Raw genomic sequence first — 15,224 nt, forward strand, 5'->3', positions numbered from 1 at the left:
AGGAGACAGGTAGCTGGACATGTGTCTGGACGGTACCATCGACACAAGTTCAACACAACGGTTTCTGGGCCGAAGGAGGGCCTCGACCGGCCGTTGTCAGCGGATTTCAGGGCTGGTCAGAAATCTGGACCAGTGTCTGGAATGTGGTCCAAATCATATGGTACGGTCACCGCCATGGCAGGGGTAGACGGCGAAGTCGCACCGGCTCGGGGCGGTGCGGCGGACACGGCCGACCCGGCTGTACCGGAGGCGGAACAGGCGAGTGCGGCCCGGATAATTCGGCGCAACTTCTCCGAGACCGTCCTTTCGAGCGTGGCGACGCTCGGCCGGGCATTGCGGATGGGCGCCGGCGCCGTCTATCTCGGGGCGAACGACGCCGTTCGCGGCCGATTCCAGATACACGAAACTCTCGCGCAGGCCTGGTTTCTGATCAGAGTCACCGCGGTGCCGAGCATTTTGATGGCCATTCCGTTCGGTGTCATCGTTTCCGCCCAGGTGGGCAATATCGTGTCCGAACTCGGCGCCGATTCGATGATCGGCGCCGCGGGTGGTCTCGGCGTCATCAAACAGGGCGCGCCGATGGCCACCGCGATGCTGCTCGGCGGTGCGGGCGCCGCCGCGATCGCCGCCGATCTCGGGGCGAGAACCATCCGAGAAGAAGTCGACGCGCTCCGGGTGATGGGCATCGACCCGGTGCAGCGGCTGGTGGTGCCCCGCATCGCGGCCATGATGCTGGTCGCGCCGCTGCTCAATATCTTGATCATCTTCGTCGGCATCAGCTCCGGGTTCGTGGTCGCGGTATCGGCGTTGAACGTCACCCCGGGCAGCTACTGGCAGTCCTTCGGTTCCTTCACCACCTCGATCGACGTGTGGGTCTCGCTGGTCAAGGCGTTGATCTTCGGGTTCCTGGTCGTCGTGATCGCCTGTCAGCGCGGGTTGGAGGCCAAGGGCGGGCCGCGCGGCGTCGCCGACGGGGTCAACGCGGCCGTGGTGATGTCGATCGCCGCGGCCGTGGTGCTGAACACCGTGATCACCCAGGTGGTCACCATGTTCTTCCCGGTGAGGATGGCCTGATGAGCGCCGCTCCGTACTATCCCGCCGGGCTGCGCTGGGTGGGCAGACTGCGGCGCCGCCGCATCCGTCCACTCGGCCCGATCGAGTCGATCGGCTTCGTGATCGGCTTCGGTTGGCAGGTGCTCTCGTCGGTGCCCTACACGCTCGTGCACTACCGGCGCCAGACGGTCACAATGGTGACGGACATGACGTGGGGTCGCGGTTCGGTGATCATCGGCGGCGGCGTGGTGCCCCTGATGCTGTTGCTCGGCGCCGCCATGGGCGCGTCCATCGGCATCGAGGCGTTCAGCGCGCTGAACCTGTTGTCGCTGGGTCAGCTCAGCGGCCTGATCTCGGCCTTCGGCGTGACCCGCGAGCTCGCGCCGATCGCGGCCGGGATCGGCTTCGCGGCCCAGGCCGGGTGCCGGATGACCGCCGAGATCGGTTCGATGCGCATCTCCGAGGAGATCGACGCGCTGGAATCACTCGGGATCCGGTCGGTGCCCTTCGTCGTCACGACGCGGGTCATCGCCGGGATCTTCGCCGTGGCACCGGCATTCGTGGTCGCGCTGATTCTGAGCTACGCCTCCTGCGCCTTCATCGTGACGACCATCCACGGCACACCGACCGGAACCTACAACCACTACTTCGATCAGTTCGTGGTCGGGTGGGACGTTTTCGCCGCGACCGTCAAGGTGATGGTGTTCGCCATCGCCGTCGTGCTGATCCATTGCTATCAGGGCTATTTCGCCACGGGCGGCCCCGAGGGCGTCGGTATCGGCTCCGGGCGCGCCATTCGGGCGAGCCTGGTGGCCATCATCGCGCTCGACATGGTCGCCACCATCGCACTGTGGGGATTTCAATCCCCCGTCACGTTCACCGGGTGATGCCATGCCTGCTTACGCCCTGCCGGGCACCGAAGTCGGGCCGCTGCGCGCCCGGATCCTCGGCGCGCTCGCCATCGCGCTCGCGCTACTCGCCGTGCTGGTCTGGCGCGTGGTGCCCGACAGCGTGCCCGCCGACCAGATCCGGGTCGCGCTGCTGGTCGGCGCGGTCGGCGAGGGCGTGGGGGAGGGCACCGATGTCCGGCTCGATGGCGTGCGGGTCGGCTCGGTCGACACGATCGACTTCGCCGGCCGGAGCAAGCAGCGAATCGAGCTGACGCTGAGCGGGTCTCAACTGTTCGGCCTGACCGACGCGCTGGCCGTCGACTACGCGCCGGGAAACCTGTTCGGCATCAGCGCCATCGAGCTGCACTCGACGGTGGGCGGTGCTGAGCTGGTCGACGGTTCGACCGTCGACCTGACCGGTCGCGACGCTGCTCGGGTACACGACGCCACACTCTCCGCCTTGCTGAAAGCAACGGGACAACTCACCGACGAGGTACTGACACCGAAACTCGTCGCATTGCTCAGCACCGTCTCCCGCGATCTCACGGCGTTCACCCCGCTGCTGGAAGCGATCGGCACGACCGCCCGCTCCTACGCGGAGACCAGACAGCTACCGCCCTCGGTGCTGTTCGAACAGTTCGGTTCGGCACTGACCGGTCTGCCGCCGATGCTGACCGGTGGCCTGACGCTGCTGAACGCGGAGTACACGAACAAATACCTGGCGGTCCCCGATCAGCTCCAGCGGTTCGGCCGGATGTTCGAGGGCGTCCAGTACCAATTGCTGCCGACGGTCACGCGACTGTTCAGCACCTCTCAGCAGTACTTCGGGGAGATCTTGCCGATGCTCAGCCTTGTCCTCGACCGACTCGCCGCCTCGGTCAGCACCCCGCAGCGTTCGGCGCAGCAGCTGAGCGAGCTGCTCACCCGACTCGACACCGCCTTCCAGGACACACCCGAGGGCCCGGTGCTCCGGGCCGAGGTCGCGCTCGACGGTGTGCCGGGTCTGGCGGCGCCGCTGGCCGCGATGCTCGGGGGCGGGCGCTGATGACGACGCGTGCCCTGCTGATCCGGGTAGCCACCGCAGTCGCGCTGATGGCCGTGGTGCTGGTCGGTGTCCTGCGCGTGATCGAACGACCCGTCGACGGCGAAACCGACACCTACACAGCGCTGTTCACCGATGCGAACGGGCTGCGCAGCGGTGACGACGTGCGCCTCTACGGGGTGCAGGTCGGCAAGGTGCAGGCCGTCGAGCTCGACGGCGCGCTCGCCCGCGTGCGCTTCACCGTCGCACGGGATCGGACGCTGTTCCTCAACTCCCGGATCGCCATCCGCTACCAGAACCTCACGGGTTTCCGGTATCTGGGCGTCGAGCAACCCGACCAGCCGACGGGCCGACGTGATCCGGCGTCGGTTTTCAGTACCGCGGAGACGGTGCCGGACTTCGACATCACCCGTCTGTTCAAGGGTTTGCAGCCGGTGCTGGCCGAACTCTCTCCCGAGGATCTCAACCAGTTCGCGACCAGCATCCTCGCCGTGATCCAGGGCGAGGGCACAGGTCTCGGGCAGGCGCTGGGCGCCATCGACAAGCTCAGCCGCTTCGCCTCCGACCGTCAAATGGTCCTGTCGACCCTGGCGCGCAACCTCGCCGAGGTCGCCGATCATCTCGACGGAAAGTCGGGCAACGCCATCACGCTGCTGACCAATCTGACCAACCTGTTCATGGCCATCACCGCGAAACTGCCCGGGCTGGTGGACTTCTCGATCGGCATTCCCGGTGTGCTGAAACCGCTGCGCAGCATGCTGACCGTCTTCGGGGTCACCGGCGAGCCGAACAGCGATCTCGACGCGGCGCTCACCCGAGCCTTCCCCGATCCGTACGAGGCGGTGGCCGCGTTCGAGAGCCTGCCCGGCCTCATCCAGTCGATGACGCGGGCGATTCCGCAGACCGGGCCCGGCCTCACCTGCTCGCACGGTGACGCCACCGCACCGCCACCGCTGCAAGTGCTCATCGCCGGACAGGGGATCGTGCTGTGTCACCGATAACGCGCCGACGCGCCATCAACGATCCCCGCGCCGGTGAATTGCGCTGGGGGATAGCGGGAATGTGCGCCGCGGTACTGCTCCTGGTCGCGATCGGTTTCGTCTATGTCACCGGAACCACCTCGCAGAGAACCTATTCCGCCGACCTGACCGAGGCGGGTTCGGTCCGCGTCGGCGACGATGTGCGGCTCGCCGGGATCCCCGTCGGGAAAGTGACCTCGCTGGACCTGCTGCCCGACCGGGTCCGGATGAGGTTCACCGTCGCCGCCGATGCGTTCATCGGCGATCAGACCACCCTCGATATCCGGATGCTGACCTTTGTCGGCGGCTACTACGTGGCGGTACTGCCCGCGGGCACGCAACCGCTGGGTGATGCGGTGCTGCCCGCGCAGCGAGTGATCGTGCCCTACAACCTGACCCGGGCATTCCAGGACGCGGTGGCGCCGGTGCGCCGCATCGACGGCGAGGTCTTCCGGCGCGATCTCGCCGCGCTGTCCACCGCGATCGACAAGAGCCCGGACGCGGTGCGCTCGGCCGTGCGCGCCGCCGGTGACGTGGTCGCGATCCTGGACGAGCAGAACGCGGACATCTCGCGCACCCTGTCCATCGCCGACGAGTACCTCAGCGCACTGCGGGCCAACGCCGATGTGCTGGCGAACCTGATCATCACCCTCGGCACGCTCGAGCAGATCATCCAGACCAACAAGGTGGTGGTCGCGGATTCCCTGATCGATCTGGCGGTCGTGCTGAAACAGGTCACGCCGCTCGGACGCGCGTGGGATGCCTCGATCCAGCAGCGGGTGGCCCCGCTCGCCGCGGCGGTCCCCGCGCTCGAAGAGCTCGGCACGCGCCTGGGCGCCCTGTTCGATTCCGTACGCGCACTGGAGGAGCGGTTGCTCCCGCTGCTCCCACCGGGCGGCGGGGTGAGTGTCGATCAGTCCGGGGCGACGATCCAGCTGCCCGCCGTCTGCGTGCCACTGCCGGGGGGCGGCTGTTGATATCGAAACAGCTACTCGGATCGCGTGGGCTGATGTCGGTCGCGGTGGTTCTGACTCTCGTCCTCGCCGGTGCCCTGGGTCTGCGACTGAGTACACCGAACCCGCCGATGCGGGCCTACTGCGCCGCAATGCCCGACAGCATCGGACTTTACGAAGGCAGCGCCGTCACGGTGCTGGGGGTGCAGGTCGGGCGGGTCACCGGCATCAGCGTCGACGGAGCCTCGGCGCGCGTCGAATTCACCGTCCGCGACGATCGGAAGCTGCCGCTCGAGGTCGGGGCGGTGACGGTCAGCGACACCCTGATCGCCGATCGCCGACTGGCCCTCATCGGCAACGAACCTGTCGGGCCGGGCTGGAATTCGAGCGCGTGCATCACCAAAACCCTGACGCCCAAGAGCCTTACGCAGACCTTCGACGCCCTCGCCGGCCTGGCCGACCAGCTCAACGGCGCGGGCGATCCGGCGCAGCGGACCGCCCTCGGCGCCGGGATCACGGCCCTGGAACGCGCCACGGCGGGGACGGGCGAGCAGATCAACGACGTCATCGTGGCGCTGAGCCGGGCACTGGCCGCACCCGATGCGGCGATCGGTCACCTCGGGCAGTTGCTCGACGCGCTCACCGAGCTCGCCCACCGCGCACGCGGCGGCTGGTCGCAGGTGGAGACGACGGTGACCGGGTTGCCGCAGACTTTCAACGACATCGTCACCATCGCCTTTCCGCCGGTCATCGCGATCGTCGCCACTCTCGCCGATCTGCTGCCCCAGCTCAACGATGTGATCATGATGTTCGGCTCGCCCGGACTGCGCGCACTGGACGCGGTGCCCGACCTGTCGCGGATGATCGCGGCGGGGGTCGGCTCGCTGGCCGACGTGATCGCGATGGCGCCTGCCGTCGCCGGTGGCTTCGCCGGTGCTGTCGACCCGGCCACCGGCGCGCTGACCATCGGCTACGCGCCGCCGAAACTCGCACTCGCCCAGCAGGACTCGGGCCGGATCTGCGCGGCCGTGCAGGTCGTCACCGGGCAGCCGTGCCTGCCTTCGGACAGCGGCGCGATGACGATTCCCGCGATGCCCGTCCTACTGGGAGCGGTGAGCGCCCGATGAAACGTGTCGCCCTGTTCGTCCTCGTGGTCCTGTTCGCCGCCACCGGTTGCGGATTCCAGCCCGCCGATCTGCCCGTGCCGGGAGCCGATGTCGGCGGACCCACCTATCCGCTGCGGATCGAGTTCGCCGACGTTCTCAATCTCCCGCAGGGCGCCAAGGTGATCGCGGCGGGTGTCCGCGTCGGCGGGCTCACCGGCGTCACCCTGGTCGACCCCGTCCCCGGCACGGCGGAGCGGGCCGCCGTGCCCGGGTATGCCGTCGTCGATGTCGAGATCCAGCGGTCGGTTCGGCTCCCAATCGGCACCACCGCCGAACTGCGCCAGGAGACGCCGCTGGGCGACGTCCACATCGCCCTGAGCGAGCCCGCCGACCCGACCGCGGGCGAGTTGACAGCGGGCGCGACCATCCCGCTCGAAGACACCACCCAGTCGCCGCCGATCGAGGACATCCTGGCCGGATTGTCCACCTTCATCGGCAGCGGTGCGGTGACCGACTTCCAGGACATCGTGCGCACGACGAACGGGGTATTCCCCGACGACCCGCGCGAAACAGCCAGAATCGCAGACACTCTCGGAGCCGACATCACCGACCTCGGCGACCACCTGAACTCGGTCGACGCCCTGCTCGACGGCCTGGAAGCCACCGTCGACGAGGGGATGCGGCACAACCTGCCGATTCTCGACGAGCTACTCACCCCCTACGGCGTCCAGCACACCACCGATGCGGTGAACACCCAGATCAGCGTCATCTTCGTGCTGACCGCCCTCGGCCCGGTCGCGCCGAGCGTCCAGTGGCTCGGCCCGCTGCTGTCCGCCCTGGACGACACCACCCGCGCCGTGGTGCCCATGCTGCTCGGCAGCCACCCCCTCGACACCGACGCGCCCTCGAACATGAAGGCGCTCATCGACCTGATCAACACCGACCTGGTCCCGTTCGCGCAGCACGGACCCACGATCGACCTGTCGATCACGCCCGGCGACCACACCGCCCGGATCGTCGACTCCCTGCGAATGATCGGTCTGGTGCGATGAACCTTCGTGCGACAGTGTCACTCTCGGCGATCATGGCGGTGCTGGTCTTCGGGGTCGGGTACATGTCGCTCGGTGTGCTCCGGCTCGATCCGCGCATCAGCTACCGCACCGCGGATCTGCGGCTGGCGCACTCGGGCGGGCTGGCGCCGAACTCGCCGGTCCTGCTCTCCGGTGTCCAGGTCGGGCGCACCGAGTCGGTGCGCAAACAGGACGGGGGTGTGCTCGTCCGGTTGCGGATCGACAGTCGCTACCGCATCCCGGTGTCCAGCGATGTCCGCATCGAGCAGCTGTCGGCGCTGGGCGAGCCCTACATCGCCTTCGCACCGGAGTCAGGGGCAGGCCCGTATCTCGAGGACGGCCAGGTCGTCGCGGCGGACCGCGTCCACCTGCCGACGACCATCACCGCGCTCTCGGCCCGCCTGGTCGAGCTGCTCGACCAGCTCCGACCCGAGACGATCGCGAACCTGGTCGACACCTTCGATCGCGCGCTCGCCGGTACCGACGCCGCGATGGGGACGCTGCAGCGGTCATCGACGCTGCTCGCGGCGACGTTGCTCAGCCGCACCGAGGCGATCCGGCAGCTGTTCGCCGATATCCAAGCCCTCGGTGGTGACATGGCGTGGCTCGGGCCGTCGCTCGCCACGGCGGGCCCGCTGTTCGGCGAGTTCGGTGTCACGCTGAACGCGATCGTCGAGTCCGGTGCGGAGCTGGTGGAAAGCCGTCCGGTCGAGGACTACTTCACCGGCGACGGCCTTGTCCCCTTCCTCGACAACCTCACCGCCCTGATCACCGAGATCGGCCCGAGTATCGCCCCGCTGGGACAGCTTCTCGGGCCGGTGGTCACCGACGCGGTCCATCGGACGCCGGCCATCGACATCAGCACCCTGATCGACCAAGCACTGCAGAACGTGGACGCCGACGGCACCGTGCATTTCCGCCTCGGCGTCAAATAGCCGGACAAAGGACTGACCATGAGTACAGCGACCGAAGTAGAAGCCACCGCCGCCGACGAACAGACACCGCGCACCGTCTCCGTCCGGCTCTCGACCGTCCTGATCAGCGGCACGATCGCGGTGCTCGTCGCCGCGGTCGTCACGTTCGCGGCGCTGTACTTCTCGGCGCGGGCGACCATCGCCGAGCGCGACGCGCGCGCGGCCGACGCCGAGCGCGTGGAGCAGATCGCGACCGGCTACGGCGTCGGCGCGTCCACGATCGACTACCGCGACGTGCCTGCCTGGTTCGCCCGGCTCAAGACCGGCACCACCGGGTCTCTGGCCGCCAAATTCGACGCCACCGCACCGCAGTTGGAGCAGATCCTGCTCCCGCTGCAGTGGACGTCGAAGGCGAACCCGCTCTCGGCGAAGGTGATCTCGGAAGCCGGTGGCATCTACAAGGTCAATGCCTACCTCGACGTGGTCTCCACCAGCGCCCAGACGCCAGAGGGAACGCGGACCACCGTCACCTATTCGCTCACCGTCGACCGGAATTCCGACTGGCAGATCACCGAGGTGGGTGGCCTGCAGAACGCCCTGCCGACGAAATGATCAGTAGGCGATGAAGAGGATCTCGTCCGGGGTGTAGTCGTGGCCGGGGTGGTTCGCGGCCAGGTGCTCTTGGGTCTGCTTGATCAGATCGGCCTCGTCGGTGCCGCGAATGCTGACGCCACAGGGGCAGTTGAGACGAGTTTTCATCGATGTTCTCCTTGGGTTCCGGCTATCCGAGCATCTTTCCGGACAGTAGTCCGGATTGTATTCCAGGTCATGTGTTAGCGTCACCCGCATGGGAGCTGTAGACGAGATCTCCGCCGGTACCAGCGACCTGTTCGCCCTCGCCGAACAGACCGTCGGATTCATGCCGCCGGAGGAGGGACAGGCGCTCTACACGGCCGCCCGCGCGTACGCGGGTGACGGAATCATCATGGAGATCGGCACCTACTGCGGCAAGTCGACCGTCTATCTCGGTGCCGCGGCCCGCGAAACCGGTGCCACCGTGTGCACCGTCGACCACCACCGTGGCTCCGAGGAGCATCAGCCGGGCTGGGAGTACCACGACACCAGCATGATCGACCCGGAGACCGGCGTCTTCGACACCGTGACCACGTTCCGGCGCACCATGATTCGCGCGGGTCTCACCGACACGGTGACCGCGATCATCGGCTCGTCGAGTGCCGCCGCCCGCATCTGGCGGGCCCCGCTCCGCATGCTGTTCATCGACGGCGGCCACACCGAGGAGGCCGCCCAGCGTGACTACGACAACTGGGTGCACTGGGTGGCCGGTGGCGGGCTGCTCGCCATTCACGACGTCTTCCCCGATCCCGCCGACGGTGGTCGCGCGCCGTACAACATCTATCGACGCGCGATCGACAGCGGCAAGTTCCGCGAACTCTCGGTCACCGGTTCGCTGCGCATCCTGCAGCGAACCGCCGCGTGTAACTGAGCCGGATCACCGGGGGAGTGCGTCGCGGAAGATGCCGTTGCCCGCGGTGGTGCGGCTGAGGGCGTCGGCGGCGAGCACGACCGCCGCCGCGGTCCACGTGGTGCGCTCCTCGGGCCAGCGCTTACCGTCGGTGAAAACGAGTCCGGTCCAATAGGACCCGTCCGATTCTCGCAGATGCTGCATCGCGGTGAACAGCGTGCTCGCGGCGGCGGTATCGCCGATGGCATCGAGGGCGAGCACCAGTTCGCAGGTCTCGGCGCCGGTGACCCACGGTGCGTCGGACACGCAGCGAATGCCGAGATCGGCGACCACGAATTCGTTCCAGTGCCGCGCTATCCGGTCCGCGGCCGCCGCGCCGCGCACCGCGCCGCCGAGGATCGGGTAGTACCAGTCCATGGAGTAACGGCTCTTGTCCAGGAAGGCTTCCGGATGATGGCGCAGGGCGTTGCCGAGCCGGCTGCGAGCCGCCGCCCAATCCGGTCGCGGGTCGCCCACCCGCTCGGCGAGGGTCACCGCACAGCCGAGGCTGTGGAAGATGCTGGAGCAGCCGGTCAGCAGGGCTTCCCCCGACGATCCGGATTCGCCGGCCGACCAATGGATCTCGCCGTGCTCGCCCTGTTGCAGCCCGAGGACGAAGTCGATGCCTGCGCGGACCGTCGGCCACATCTCCGCGGCGAACCCGGTATCGCCGGTGATCGTGAGGGCGTGCAGAACACCGGTCGCCAGGTAGGCGCAGAAGTTGGTGTCGGCGTCGTGGTTCTCGATCACGCCCGCGCGTACCTGCGTGGGCCACGACCCATCGGAGCGCTGCGATTTCGCCGACCAGATGTAGGCCTCACGGGCCACGTCCCACAACCCGCCCACGGTGAGCGCCATCGCGGACTCGATGTGATCCCACGGATCGGTGTGGCCGCCGCTGAACCAGGGGATCGCACCGTCGGGTTCCTGTGCGGCGGCGATGGATTCGGCGGTCTGCCGGATCTCACGCGCGGAGACGACCCCGGGAACGGCCGGTAGCTCAACGGGCATCGCCGCGCACCGCCGGTTTCGTGAAGTAGAGCGCGACCGACTTGCCGACCAGCGGATTCAGCACACGCTCGGCGGTGCGCGTGAGCGCGGGCGCCGACATCATGTCCCACACCAGCATGCGGTGATAGGCGCTCACCAGCGGGTGCTTGTCATTGCGCACGCCGACAGCGCATTTCAGCCACCAGAAGGGTGCGTGCAGCGCGTGCGCGAAGTCCTGGTGGTGGTAGCGCAGACCGCGCGCGGTGATCTTGTCGCGCAGCTCGTCGGCGCGATAGATGCGGACGTGACCGCCCTCGTTGGCGTGGTACTCGTCCGAGAGCGCCCAGCAGATGCGTTCGGGCAGCCAGCGCGGCACCGTGACCACCAGCGCGCCACCGGGTTTGACCACCCGCGCCAGTTCGGCGATCGCCTGTGTGTCCTGCGGGACGTGCTCGAGGATCTCCGAGGCGATGACCACGTCGAATTCGTCGTTGCCGTAGGGCAGGTCGAGCGCGTCGCCGCGCACGGTCTCGGCCTTGGCGTACTCCGGTGCCTCGCCCGCCGCGGCCATGGCCTCGAACATGATGTCGACATCGGCCAGGTCGGCGGCGTTCTGGTCGAACGCGACGACGTCGGCTCCGCGGCGGTAGGCCTCGAAGGAATGTCTGCCCGCGCCGCAGCCGATGTCGATCACCCGTGATCCGGGGCCGATGCCCAAGCGGTCGAAATCGACGGTCAACATGAGGCCTCCAGGTGCTGCGCGGGGTCGGGCGGTGTCGTCATCGGGCGGTGCCCGGCGGGGTAGGGGAGTGGCGGGTGATCGCCTGGTCATAGATCGCGAGTGTTTGCGCGGCAACGGCCGACCAGCTGAACAGTTCGAGAACGCGGACACGACCCGCCGCGCCGAGGCGCTCGCGCCGGTCGGGATCGTCGAGCAGTTCGCCGAGCACCCGGGTCAGTGCGTCCACATCGCCTGGCTCGACCAGCTCGGCGCACTCGCCGACGACCTCGGGCAGCGCGCCTGCCCGGCTGGCGACCAGCGGTGTCGCGCTGGCCATCGCCTCGACGGCGGGCAGCGAAAACCCCTCGTACATCGACGGAATGCAGGCGATCTCGGCAGAGGCGAGCAACTCGGCGAGCTGCTCGTCGCTCATTCCGCTGACCGGAGTGACGATATCGGCGATACCGAGTTCGGCGATCAGCTTCTCGGTGGGGCCGTTCGGTTCCAGCTTCGCGACCAGCCGGAGCTCGACATCGCAGGTATGGCGCAGCCGGGCCACGGCTCTCAGCAGGTGTGCGATGCCCTTGAGCGGCTTGTCGGCGCTGGCGACCGCGACGATGCGCCCGCGCACCCGCGGTGTCTCGCGCGGCCGGAACAGGTCGGTGTCCACGCCGAGGGGGACGGTATGCAACTGTCCCGGCCGCACGCCGAAGTCCTGCGCGATATCGGCGGCCGAAGACGAGGACACCGTGATGAGGTCCGGAATCTGCTGTGCCACTTGCTGTTGCATGCCGAGGAAGCCGTACCATCGCCGCACGAACAGCTTGCGCCGCCACGGGGTCGCGGCCAGATCGACCGCGCGGTCGCGAGTGATCGGATGGTGGACGGTCGCCACCAGCGGCAACCGCTCGGCGATGGCGAGCAGACCGTAGCCCAGGCACTGATTGTCGTGCACCACATCGAATTCCGTGGCGCGCGCGGCCAGCAGCTTGGCCACCCGCAAGCTGAACGTGCGCGGTTCGGGGAACCCGGCCGTCCACATGGTGGCGAGCTCGAGCAGGTCGACACGGTCCCGGATCTCGCGGGGATGCGGTGTGCGAAAAGGGTCTTCGTCGCGGTACAGGTCCAGGCTCGGCACCTCGGTGAGCCGCACCCGCGGGTCGAGATCCTCGGGATAGGGCTGGCCGGAGAACACCTCGACCTGGTGGCCGAGATCGACGAGCCCCTGACTCAGGTACCGGACGTAGACACCCTGCCCGCCGCAATGCGCCTTGCTCCGATATGACAGCAGCGCGATCCGCATCAGTGCACCGTTCCCGACTCGTAGCTGACCTGCCAATGTTTGATGCCGTTGATCCAACCCGATCGCAGCCGCTGTGGCTCCGAAACCTGGGACAGATCGGGCATCACGTCGGCGATGGCGTTGAAGATCAGCTCGATCTCGAGCCGGGCCAGGTTCGCACCGACACAGAAGTGCGTGCCGGTGCCGCCGAACCCCAGATGCGGATTGGGGTCTCGCGAGATGTCGAAGCGGAACGGGCTCTCGAAGGCATCTTCGTCGAAATTCGCTGAGCTGTAGAATAATCCGACCCGCTGACCGGCGCGGATGAGTTGCCCGCCGAGCTCGGTGTCAGCGGTCGCGGTGCGCTGGAACACCGTCACCGGCGTCGCCCAGCGCACGATCTCGTCGGGCGCGGTCCGTGGCCGCTGCCGCTTGTAGAGCTCCCACTGATCCGGATTGTCGATGAACGCCTTCATCCCGTGGGTGATGGCGTTGCGGGTGGTCTCGTTGCCCGCGACCGCGAGCAGGATCACGAAGAACCCGAACTCGTCGGAGCCCAGCGCCTCCCCGTCGAGATCGGCGTGCACGAGCCTGCTGACGATGTCGTCGGCGGGATCGGTGCGGCGCTGCTCGGCCATGTTCCAGGCGTAGCCGAGGATCTCCATCGCCGCGGTGGACGAGGCGTCGGTGGTCGTGGCGTCGCCGTACTCCGGGTCGTCGTAGTTGAGCATCTGATTCGACCAGTCGAACAGCTTGCGGCGGTCCTGCTGGGGGACGCCGACGAGTTCGGCGATGGCTTGCAGCGGAAGCTCACACGCCACCTGTTCGACGAAATCACCACCGCCGGCCGCGCGCGCCGCGGCCACGATCGCGCCCGCTCGATCGGTCAACGCCGCGCGCAACCCCTCGACCGCGCGCGGCGTGAACCCTTTGGCGATGATGCGCCGGATCTTGGTGTGTTTGGGCGGATCCATGTTCAGCAGCAGGGCACCGGTGAGTTCGATCTGCTCGGGTGTCACCTCGCCGGGCAACCGGATCACCGAGCCCTTTCGCTCGGAGGAGAACAGCTCCGGATTGCGCGAAACCTCCTTGATGTCCTCGTGTTTGGTGATCACCCAGTAGCCGCCGTCGCGGAAGCCGCCCGACTGCGCGTCGGTCTGGGCGTTCCACCACACCGGTGCGGTCCGGCGGAGCTCGGCGAATTCCTGGACGGGGTTGCGGGATTCCCACAGGGCCGGATCGGTGAAATCGAATCCGGCGGGGATGGATGTCGCGGACACAGTGATCTCCGCTCGCGCTCAGCGCTGCCTGCGGCGGTAGCGGACGCGGCAGGGCTGCTGCAACTGCACCACCATCTTCGAATGGTCGTTGCGGTAGGTGTCCGACGGCTGTGCGAGCTCGAACTCCCAGTCCCGCAGCAGAATCGAGAAGATCGCCTTGAGCTGCATGAGCGCGAACGGCGCGCCGACACAGCGGTGCCTGCCCGCGCCGAACGGAATCCAGGTCCAGCGGTTGAGGATGTCGTCCTGGCGTGGGTCGAGATAGCGTGCGGGATCGAAGGCGTCCGGGTCGGGGAAGTCCTCCGGAATCCGGTTGGAGACCGCGGGGGTGGCGGCCACCATGTCGCCGGGCTCGATGCGGTGCCCGCACACCTCGAACTCACCGCGCGCCAGGCGCATGAGGATGATCAGCGGCGGGTGCAGTCGTAGTGTCTCCTTGAGCGCGGCTTCCAGATTCGGAATCTGGCGCAGCGCATGGTGACTCACGTCGGCACCGTCGGCGTAGAGCTCGTCGAGTTCGGTGACCACCCCGGCCAGTGTCTCGGGGTGGCGCAGCAGTTCGATGATCGTCCAGGCCGCGGTGCCCGAGGTGGTGTGGTGGCCGGCGAACATCATCGAGATGAAGATGCCGGTGATCTCGCTGGCCGAGAACCGCAGCGCCCCGTTCTCGTCCTTCACCGAGATGAGGACATCGAGCATGTCGCGATCGTCTTTGCTGGTGGGCGGATTCGCCTCGCGTTGATCCATGATCGCCTGCACCAGCTCGACCAGCGCCGCGCGCGCCGCGTCACGCCGGACGAAACTCTCGATCGGCGCGTACGGGTCCACGTAGGCCAGGGCGTCGGTGCCCTGCTCGAGCTCGTGATAGAGATGCGCGAAACGTCCGTCGAGCTGATTGCGGAACTTCACCCCGATCAGACACGCCGAAGAGGTGTAGATGGTCAGCTCGGCGAAGAACTCGAGCAGATCGATCTCGCCCTCGTCGTCCCACTGCGCGACCATCTGATCCACTTCACGGGCGATGGTGCCCGCGTGGCCGCGCATGTGATCCGCGCGCAGCGCCTGGTTGTGCAGCATCTCCTTGCGGCGCTCGGGGGGTGCGTCGAACACCACGCCCTCGCCGAAGATCGGCTTCATGAAGGGGTAGGCCGCGCCCTGGTCGAGATCGTCGTCGCCGGCCCGGAAGAAGAATTCGTTGGCCTCGGCGCCGGACAACAGGACGACATCACGTCCGGCGAGCTCGAAGGATCCGACATCGCCGCACTCGGCGCGAACGCGTCGCATCAGGGCGATCGGATCGGTGCGGAACTCGGCCAGGTGCCCGTGTTCGTCCTCACCTCCGGACACGCGCTGCGGTTTGACCAGCGTCATTGGAAAGTCCT

Annotated in this window: 16 protein-coding genes; 10 read left to right on the forward strand and 6 right to left on the reverse strand. The window is 67.7% G+C overall.

What is annotated here, in order from left to right; genetic code table 11:
* Window positions 1–174 precede the first annotated feature (174 nt).
* From ACFQ9R_RS21410 to ACFQ9R_RS21450, 9 genes are read left to right on the forward strand one after another with little or no spacing between them, the layout of a single operon-like run.
* Window positions 175–1,074 carry an MlaE family ABC transporter permease gene (locus ACFQ9R_RS21410; RefSeq protein WP_378992710.1) on the forward strand — a complete coding sequence of 300 codons (900 nt, stop codon included), beginning with the start codon at window positions 175–177 and terminating at the stop codon, window positions 1,072–1,074.
* Complete coding sequence (locus ACFQ9R_RS21415) at window positions 1,074–1,940, forward strand: ABC transporter permease (RefSeq protein ID WP_378992711.1); 867 nt, start codon at window positions 1,074–1,076, stop codon at window positions 1,938–1,940. The genes ACFQ9R_RS21410 and ACFQ9R_RS21415 overlap by 1 nt, the downstream gene beginning before the upstream one ends.
* 4 nt (window positions 1,941–1,944) lie before the next feature.
* Window positions 1,945–2,988, forward strand: coding sequence for a hypothetical protein (locus tag ACFQ9R_RS21420; RefSeq protein WP_378992713.1), 1,044 nt, complete (start codon window positions 1,945–1,947; stop codon window positions 2,986–2,988).
* The gene (locus ACFQ9R_RS21425; protein WP_378992715.1) at window positions 2,988–3,986 is read left to right on the forward strand and encodes an MlaD family protein; all 999 of its coding nucleotides are present in this window, start codon (window positions 2,988–2,990) and stop codon (window positions 3,984–3,986) included. The genes ACFQ9R_RS21420 and ACFQ9R_RS21425 overlap by 1 nt, the downstream gene beginning before the upstream one ends.
* Window positions 3,974–4,981 (forward strand): MlaD family protein, encoded by a 1,008-nt coding sequence (locus tag ACFQ9R_RS21430; RefSeq protein WP_378992716.1) that lies wholly within the window; start codon window positions 3,974–3,976, stop codon window positions 4,979–4,981. The genes ACFQ9R_RS21425 and ACFQ9R_RS21430 overlap by 13 nt, the downstream gene beginning before the upstream one ends.
* Before the next feature lie 32 nt (window positions 4,982–5,013).
* Complete coding sequence (locus ACFQ9R_RS21435) at window positions 5,014–6,084, forward strand: MlaD family protein (RefSeq protein WP_378992717.1); 1,071 nt, start codon at window positions 5,014–5,016, stop codon at window positions 6,082–6,084.
* Window positions 6,081–7,115, forward strand: coding sequence for an MlaD family protein (locus tag ACFQ9R_RS21440; protein WP_378992719.1), 1,035 nt, complete (start codon window positions 6,081–6,083; stop codon window positions 7,113–7,115). Before ACFQ9R_RS21435 ends, ACFQ9R_RS21440 begins: the two co-directional genes overlap by 4 nt.
* The gene (locus ACFQ9R_RS21445) at window positions 7,112–8,068 is read left to right on the forward strand and encodes an MlaD family protein (protein ID WP_378992721.1); all 957 of its coding nucleotides are present in this window, start codon (window positions 7,112–7,114) and stop codon (window positions 8,066–8,068) included. Before ACFQ9R_RS21440 ends, ACFQ9R_RS21445 begins: the two co-directional genes overlap by 4 nt.
* An 18-nt stretch (window positions 8,069–8,086) precedes the next feature.
* Complete coding sequence (locus ACFQ9R_RS21450; RefSeq protein WP_378992723.1) at window positions 8,087–8,659, forward strand: hypothetical protein; 573 nt, start codon at window positions 8,087–8,089, stop codon at window positions 8,657–8,659.
* On the opposite strand, the gene ACFQ9R_RS21455 is transcribed toward ACFQ9R_RS21450, so the two are convergent.
* A complete protein-coding gene (locus tag ACFQ9R_RS21455; RefSeq protein ID WP_378630312.1) occupies window positions 8,660–8,806 on the reverse strand; it encodes a DUF1059 domain-containing protein in 147 nt (48 codons plus the stop codon).
* An 88-nt stretch (window positions 8,807–8,894) separates the two neighbouring features.
* On the opposite strand from ACFQ9R_RS21455, the gene ACFQ9R_RS21460 reads away from it, so the two are divergent.
* Window positions 8,895–9,551, forward strand: a complete 657-nt coding sequence (locus ACFQ9R_RS21460; protein WP_378992724.1) for a class I SAM-dependent methyltransferase — start codon at window positions 8,895–8,897, stop codon at window positions 9,549–9,551.
* A 6-nt stretch (window positions 9,552–9,557) separates the two neighbouring features.
* On the opposite strand, the gene ACFQ9R_RS21465 is transcribed toward ACFQ9R_RS21460, so the two are convergent.
* The 5 genes from ACFQ9R_RS21465 to ACFQ9R_RS21485 are packed head-to-tail and all read right to left on the reverse strand — an operon-like array spanning window position 9,558 to window position 15,213.
* The gene (locus ACFQ9R_RS21465) at window positions 9,558–10,580 is read right to left on the reverse strand and encodes a prenyltransferase (RefSeq protein WP_378992726.1); all 1,023 of its coding nucleotides are present in this window, start codon (window positions 10,578–10,580) and stop codon (window positions 9,558–9,560) included.
* The gene (locus tag ACFQ9R_RS21470; protein ID WP_378992727.1) at window positions 10,570–11,301 is read right to left on the reverse strand and encodes a class I SAM-dependent methyltransferase; all 732 of its coding nucleotides are present in this window, start codon (window positions 11,299–11,301) and stop codon (window positions 10,570–10,572) included. The genes ACFQ9R_RS21465 and ACFQ9R_RS21470 overlap by 11 nt, the downstream gene beginning before the upstream one ends.
* Window positions 11,302–11,338: 37 nt before the next feature.
* Window positions 11,339–12,583 (reverse strand): glycosyltransferase family 4 protein, encoded by a 1,245-nt coding sequence (locus ACFQ9R_RS21475; RefSeq protein WP_378992728.1) that lies wholly within the window; start codon window positions 12,581–12,583, stop codon window positions 11,339–11,341.
* Entirely contained in the window at window positions 12,583–13,842 is a 1,260-nt protein-coding gene (locus tag ACFQ9R_RS21480; protein ID WP_378992729.1) for a cytochrome P450, read from the reverse strand. The genes ACFQ9R_RS21475 and ACFQ9R_RS21480 overlap by 1 nt, the downstream gene beginning before the upstream one ends.
* An 18-nt stretch (window positions 13,843–13,860) precedes the next feature.
* Entirely contained in the window at window positions 13,861–15,213 is a 1,353-nt protein-coding gene (locus tag ACFQ9R_RS21485; RefSeq protein ID WP_378630323.1) for a cytochrome P450, read from the reverse strand.
* Between the last annotated feature and the right edge of the window lie 11 nt (window positions 15,214–15,224).

Source organism: Nocardia sp. NPDC056541, from assembly GCF_042794235.1.
In the GTDB taxonomy this organism is placed as follows: domain Bacteria; phylum Actinomycetota; class Actinomycetes; order Mycobacteriales; family Mycobacteriaceae; genus Nocardia.

Bases quoted from the DNA above. Each gene is read 5' to 3' on its own strand.
- ACFQ9R_RS21410 (WP_378992710.1), top strand. From the start codon at position 175: ATGGCAGGGGTAGACGGCGAAGTCGCACCGGCTCGGGGCGGTGCGGCG.
- ACFQ9R_RS21415 (WP_378992711.1), top strand. From the start codon at position 1,074: ATGAGCGCCGCTCCGTACTATCCCGCCGGGCTGCGCTGGGTGGGCAGA.
- ACFQ9R_RS21420 (WP_378992713.1), top strand. From the start codon at position 1,945: ATGCCTGCTTACGCCCTGCCGGGCACCGAAGTCGGGCCGCTGCGCGCC.
- ACFQ9R_RS21425 (WP_378992715.1), top strand. From the start codon at position 2,988: ATGACGACGCGTGCCCTGCTGATCCGGGTAGCCACCGCAGTCGCGCTG.
- ACFQ9R_RS21435 (WP_378992717.1), top strand. From the start codon at position 5,014: ATGTCGGTCGCGGTGGTTCTGACTCTCGTCCTCGCCGGTGCCCTGGGT.
- ACFQ9R_RS21440 (WP_378992719.1), top strand. From the start codon at position 6,081: ATGAAACGTGTCGCCCTGTTCGTCCTCGTGGTCCTGTTCGCCGCCACC.
- ACFQ9R_RS21445 (WP_378992721.1), top strand. From the start codon at position 7,112: ATGAACCTTCGTGCGACAGTGTCACTCTCGGCGATCATGGCGGTGCTG.
- ACFQ9R_RS21450 (WP_378992723.1), top strand. From the start codon at position 8,087: ATGAGTACAGCGACCGAAGTAGAAGCCACCGCCGCCGACGAACAGACA.
- ACFQ9R_RS21455 (WP_378630312.1), bottom strand. From the start codon at position 8,806: ATGAAAACTCGTCTCAACTGCCCCTGTGGCGTCAGCATTCGCGGCACC.
- ACFQ9R_RS21460 (WP_378992724.1), top strand. From the start codon at position 8,895: ATGGGAGCTGTAGACGAGATCTCCGCCGGTACCAGCGACCTGTTCGCC.
- ACFQ9R_RS21465 (WP_378992726.1), bottom strand. From the start codon at position 10,580: ATGCCCGTTGAGCTACCGGCCGTTCCCGGGGTCGTCTCCGCGCGTGAG.
- ACFQ9R_RS21470 (WP_378992727.1), bottom strand. From the start codon at position 11,301: ATGTTGACCGTCGATTTCGACCGCTTGGGCATCGGCCCCGGATCACGG.
- ACFQ9R_RS21475 (WP_378992728.1), bottom strand. From the start codon at position 12,583: ATGCGGATCGCGCTGCTGTCATATCGGAGCAAGGCGCATTGCGGCGGG.
- ACFQ9R_RS21485 (WP_378630323.1), bottom strand. From the start codon at position 15,213: ATGACGCTGGTCAAACCGCAGCGCGTGTCCGGAGGTGAGGACGAACAC.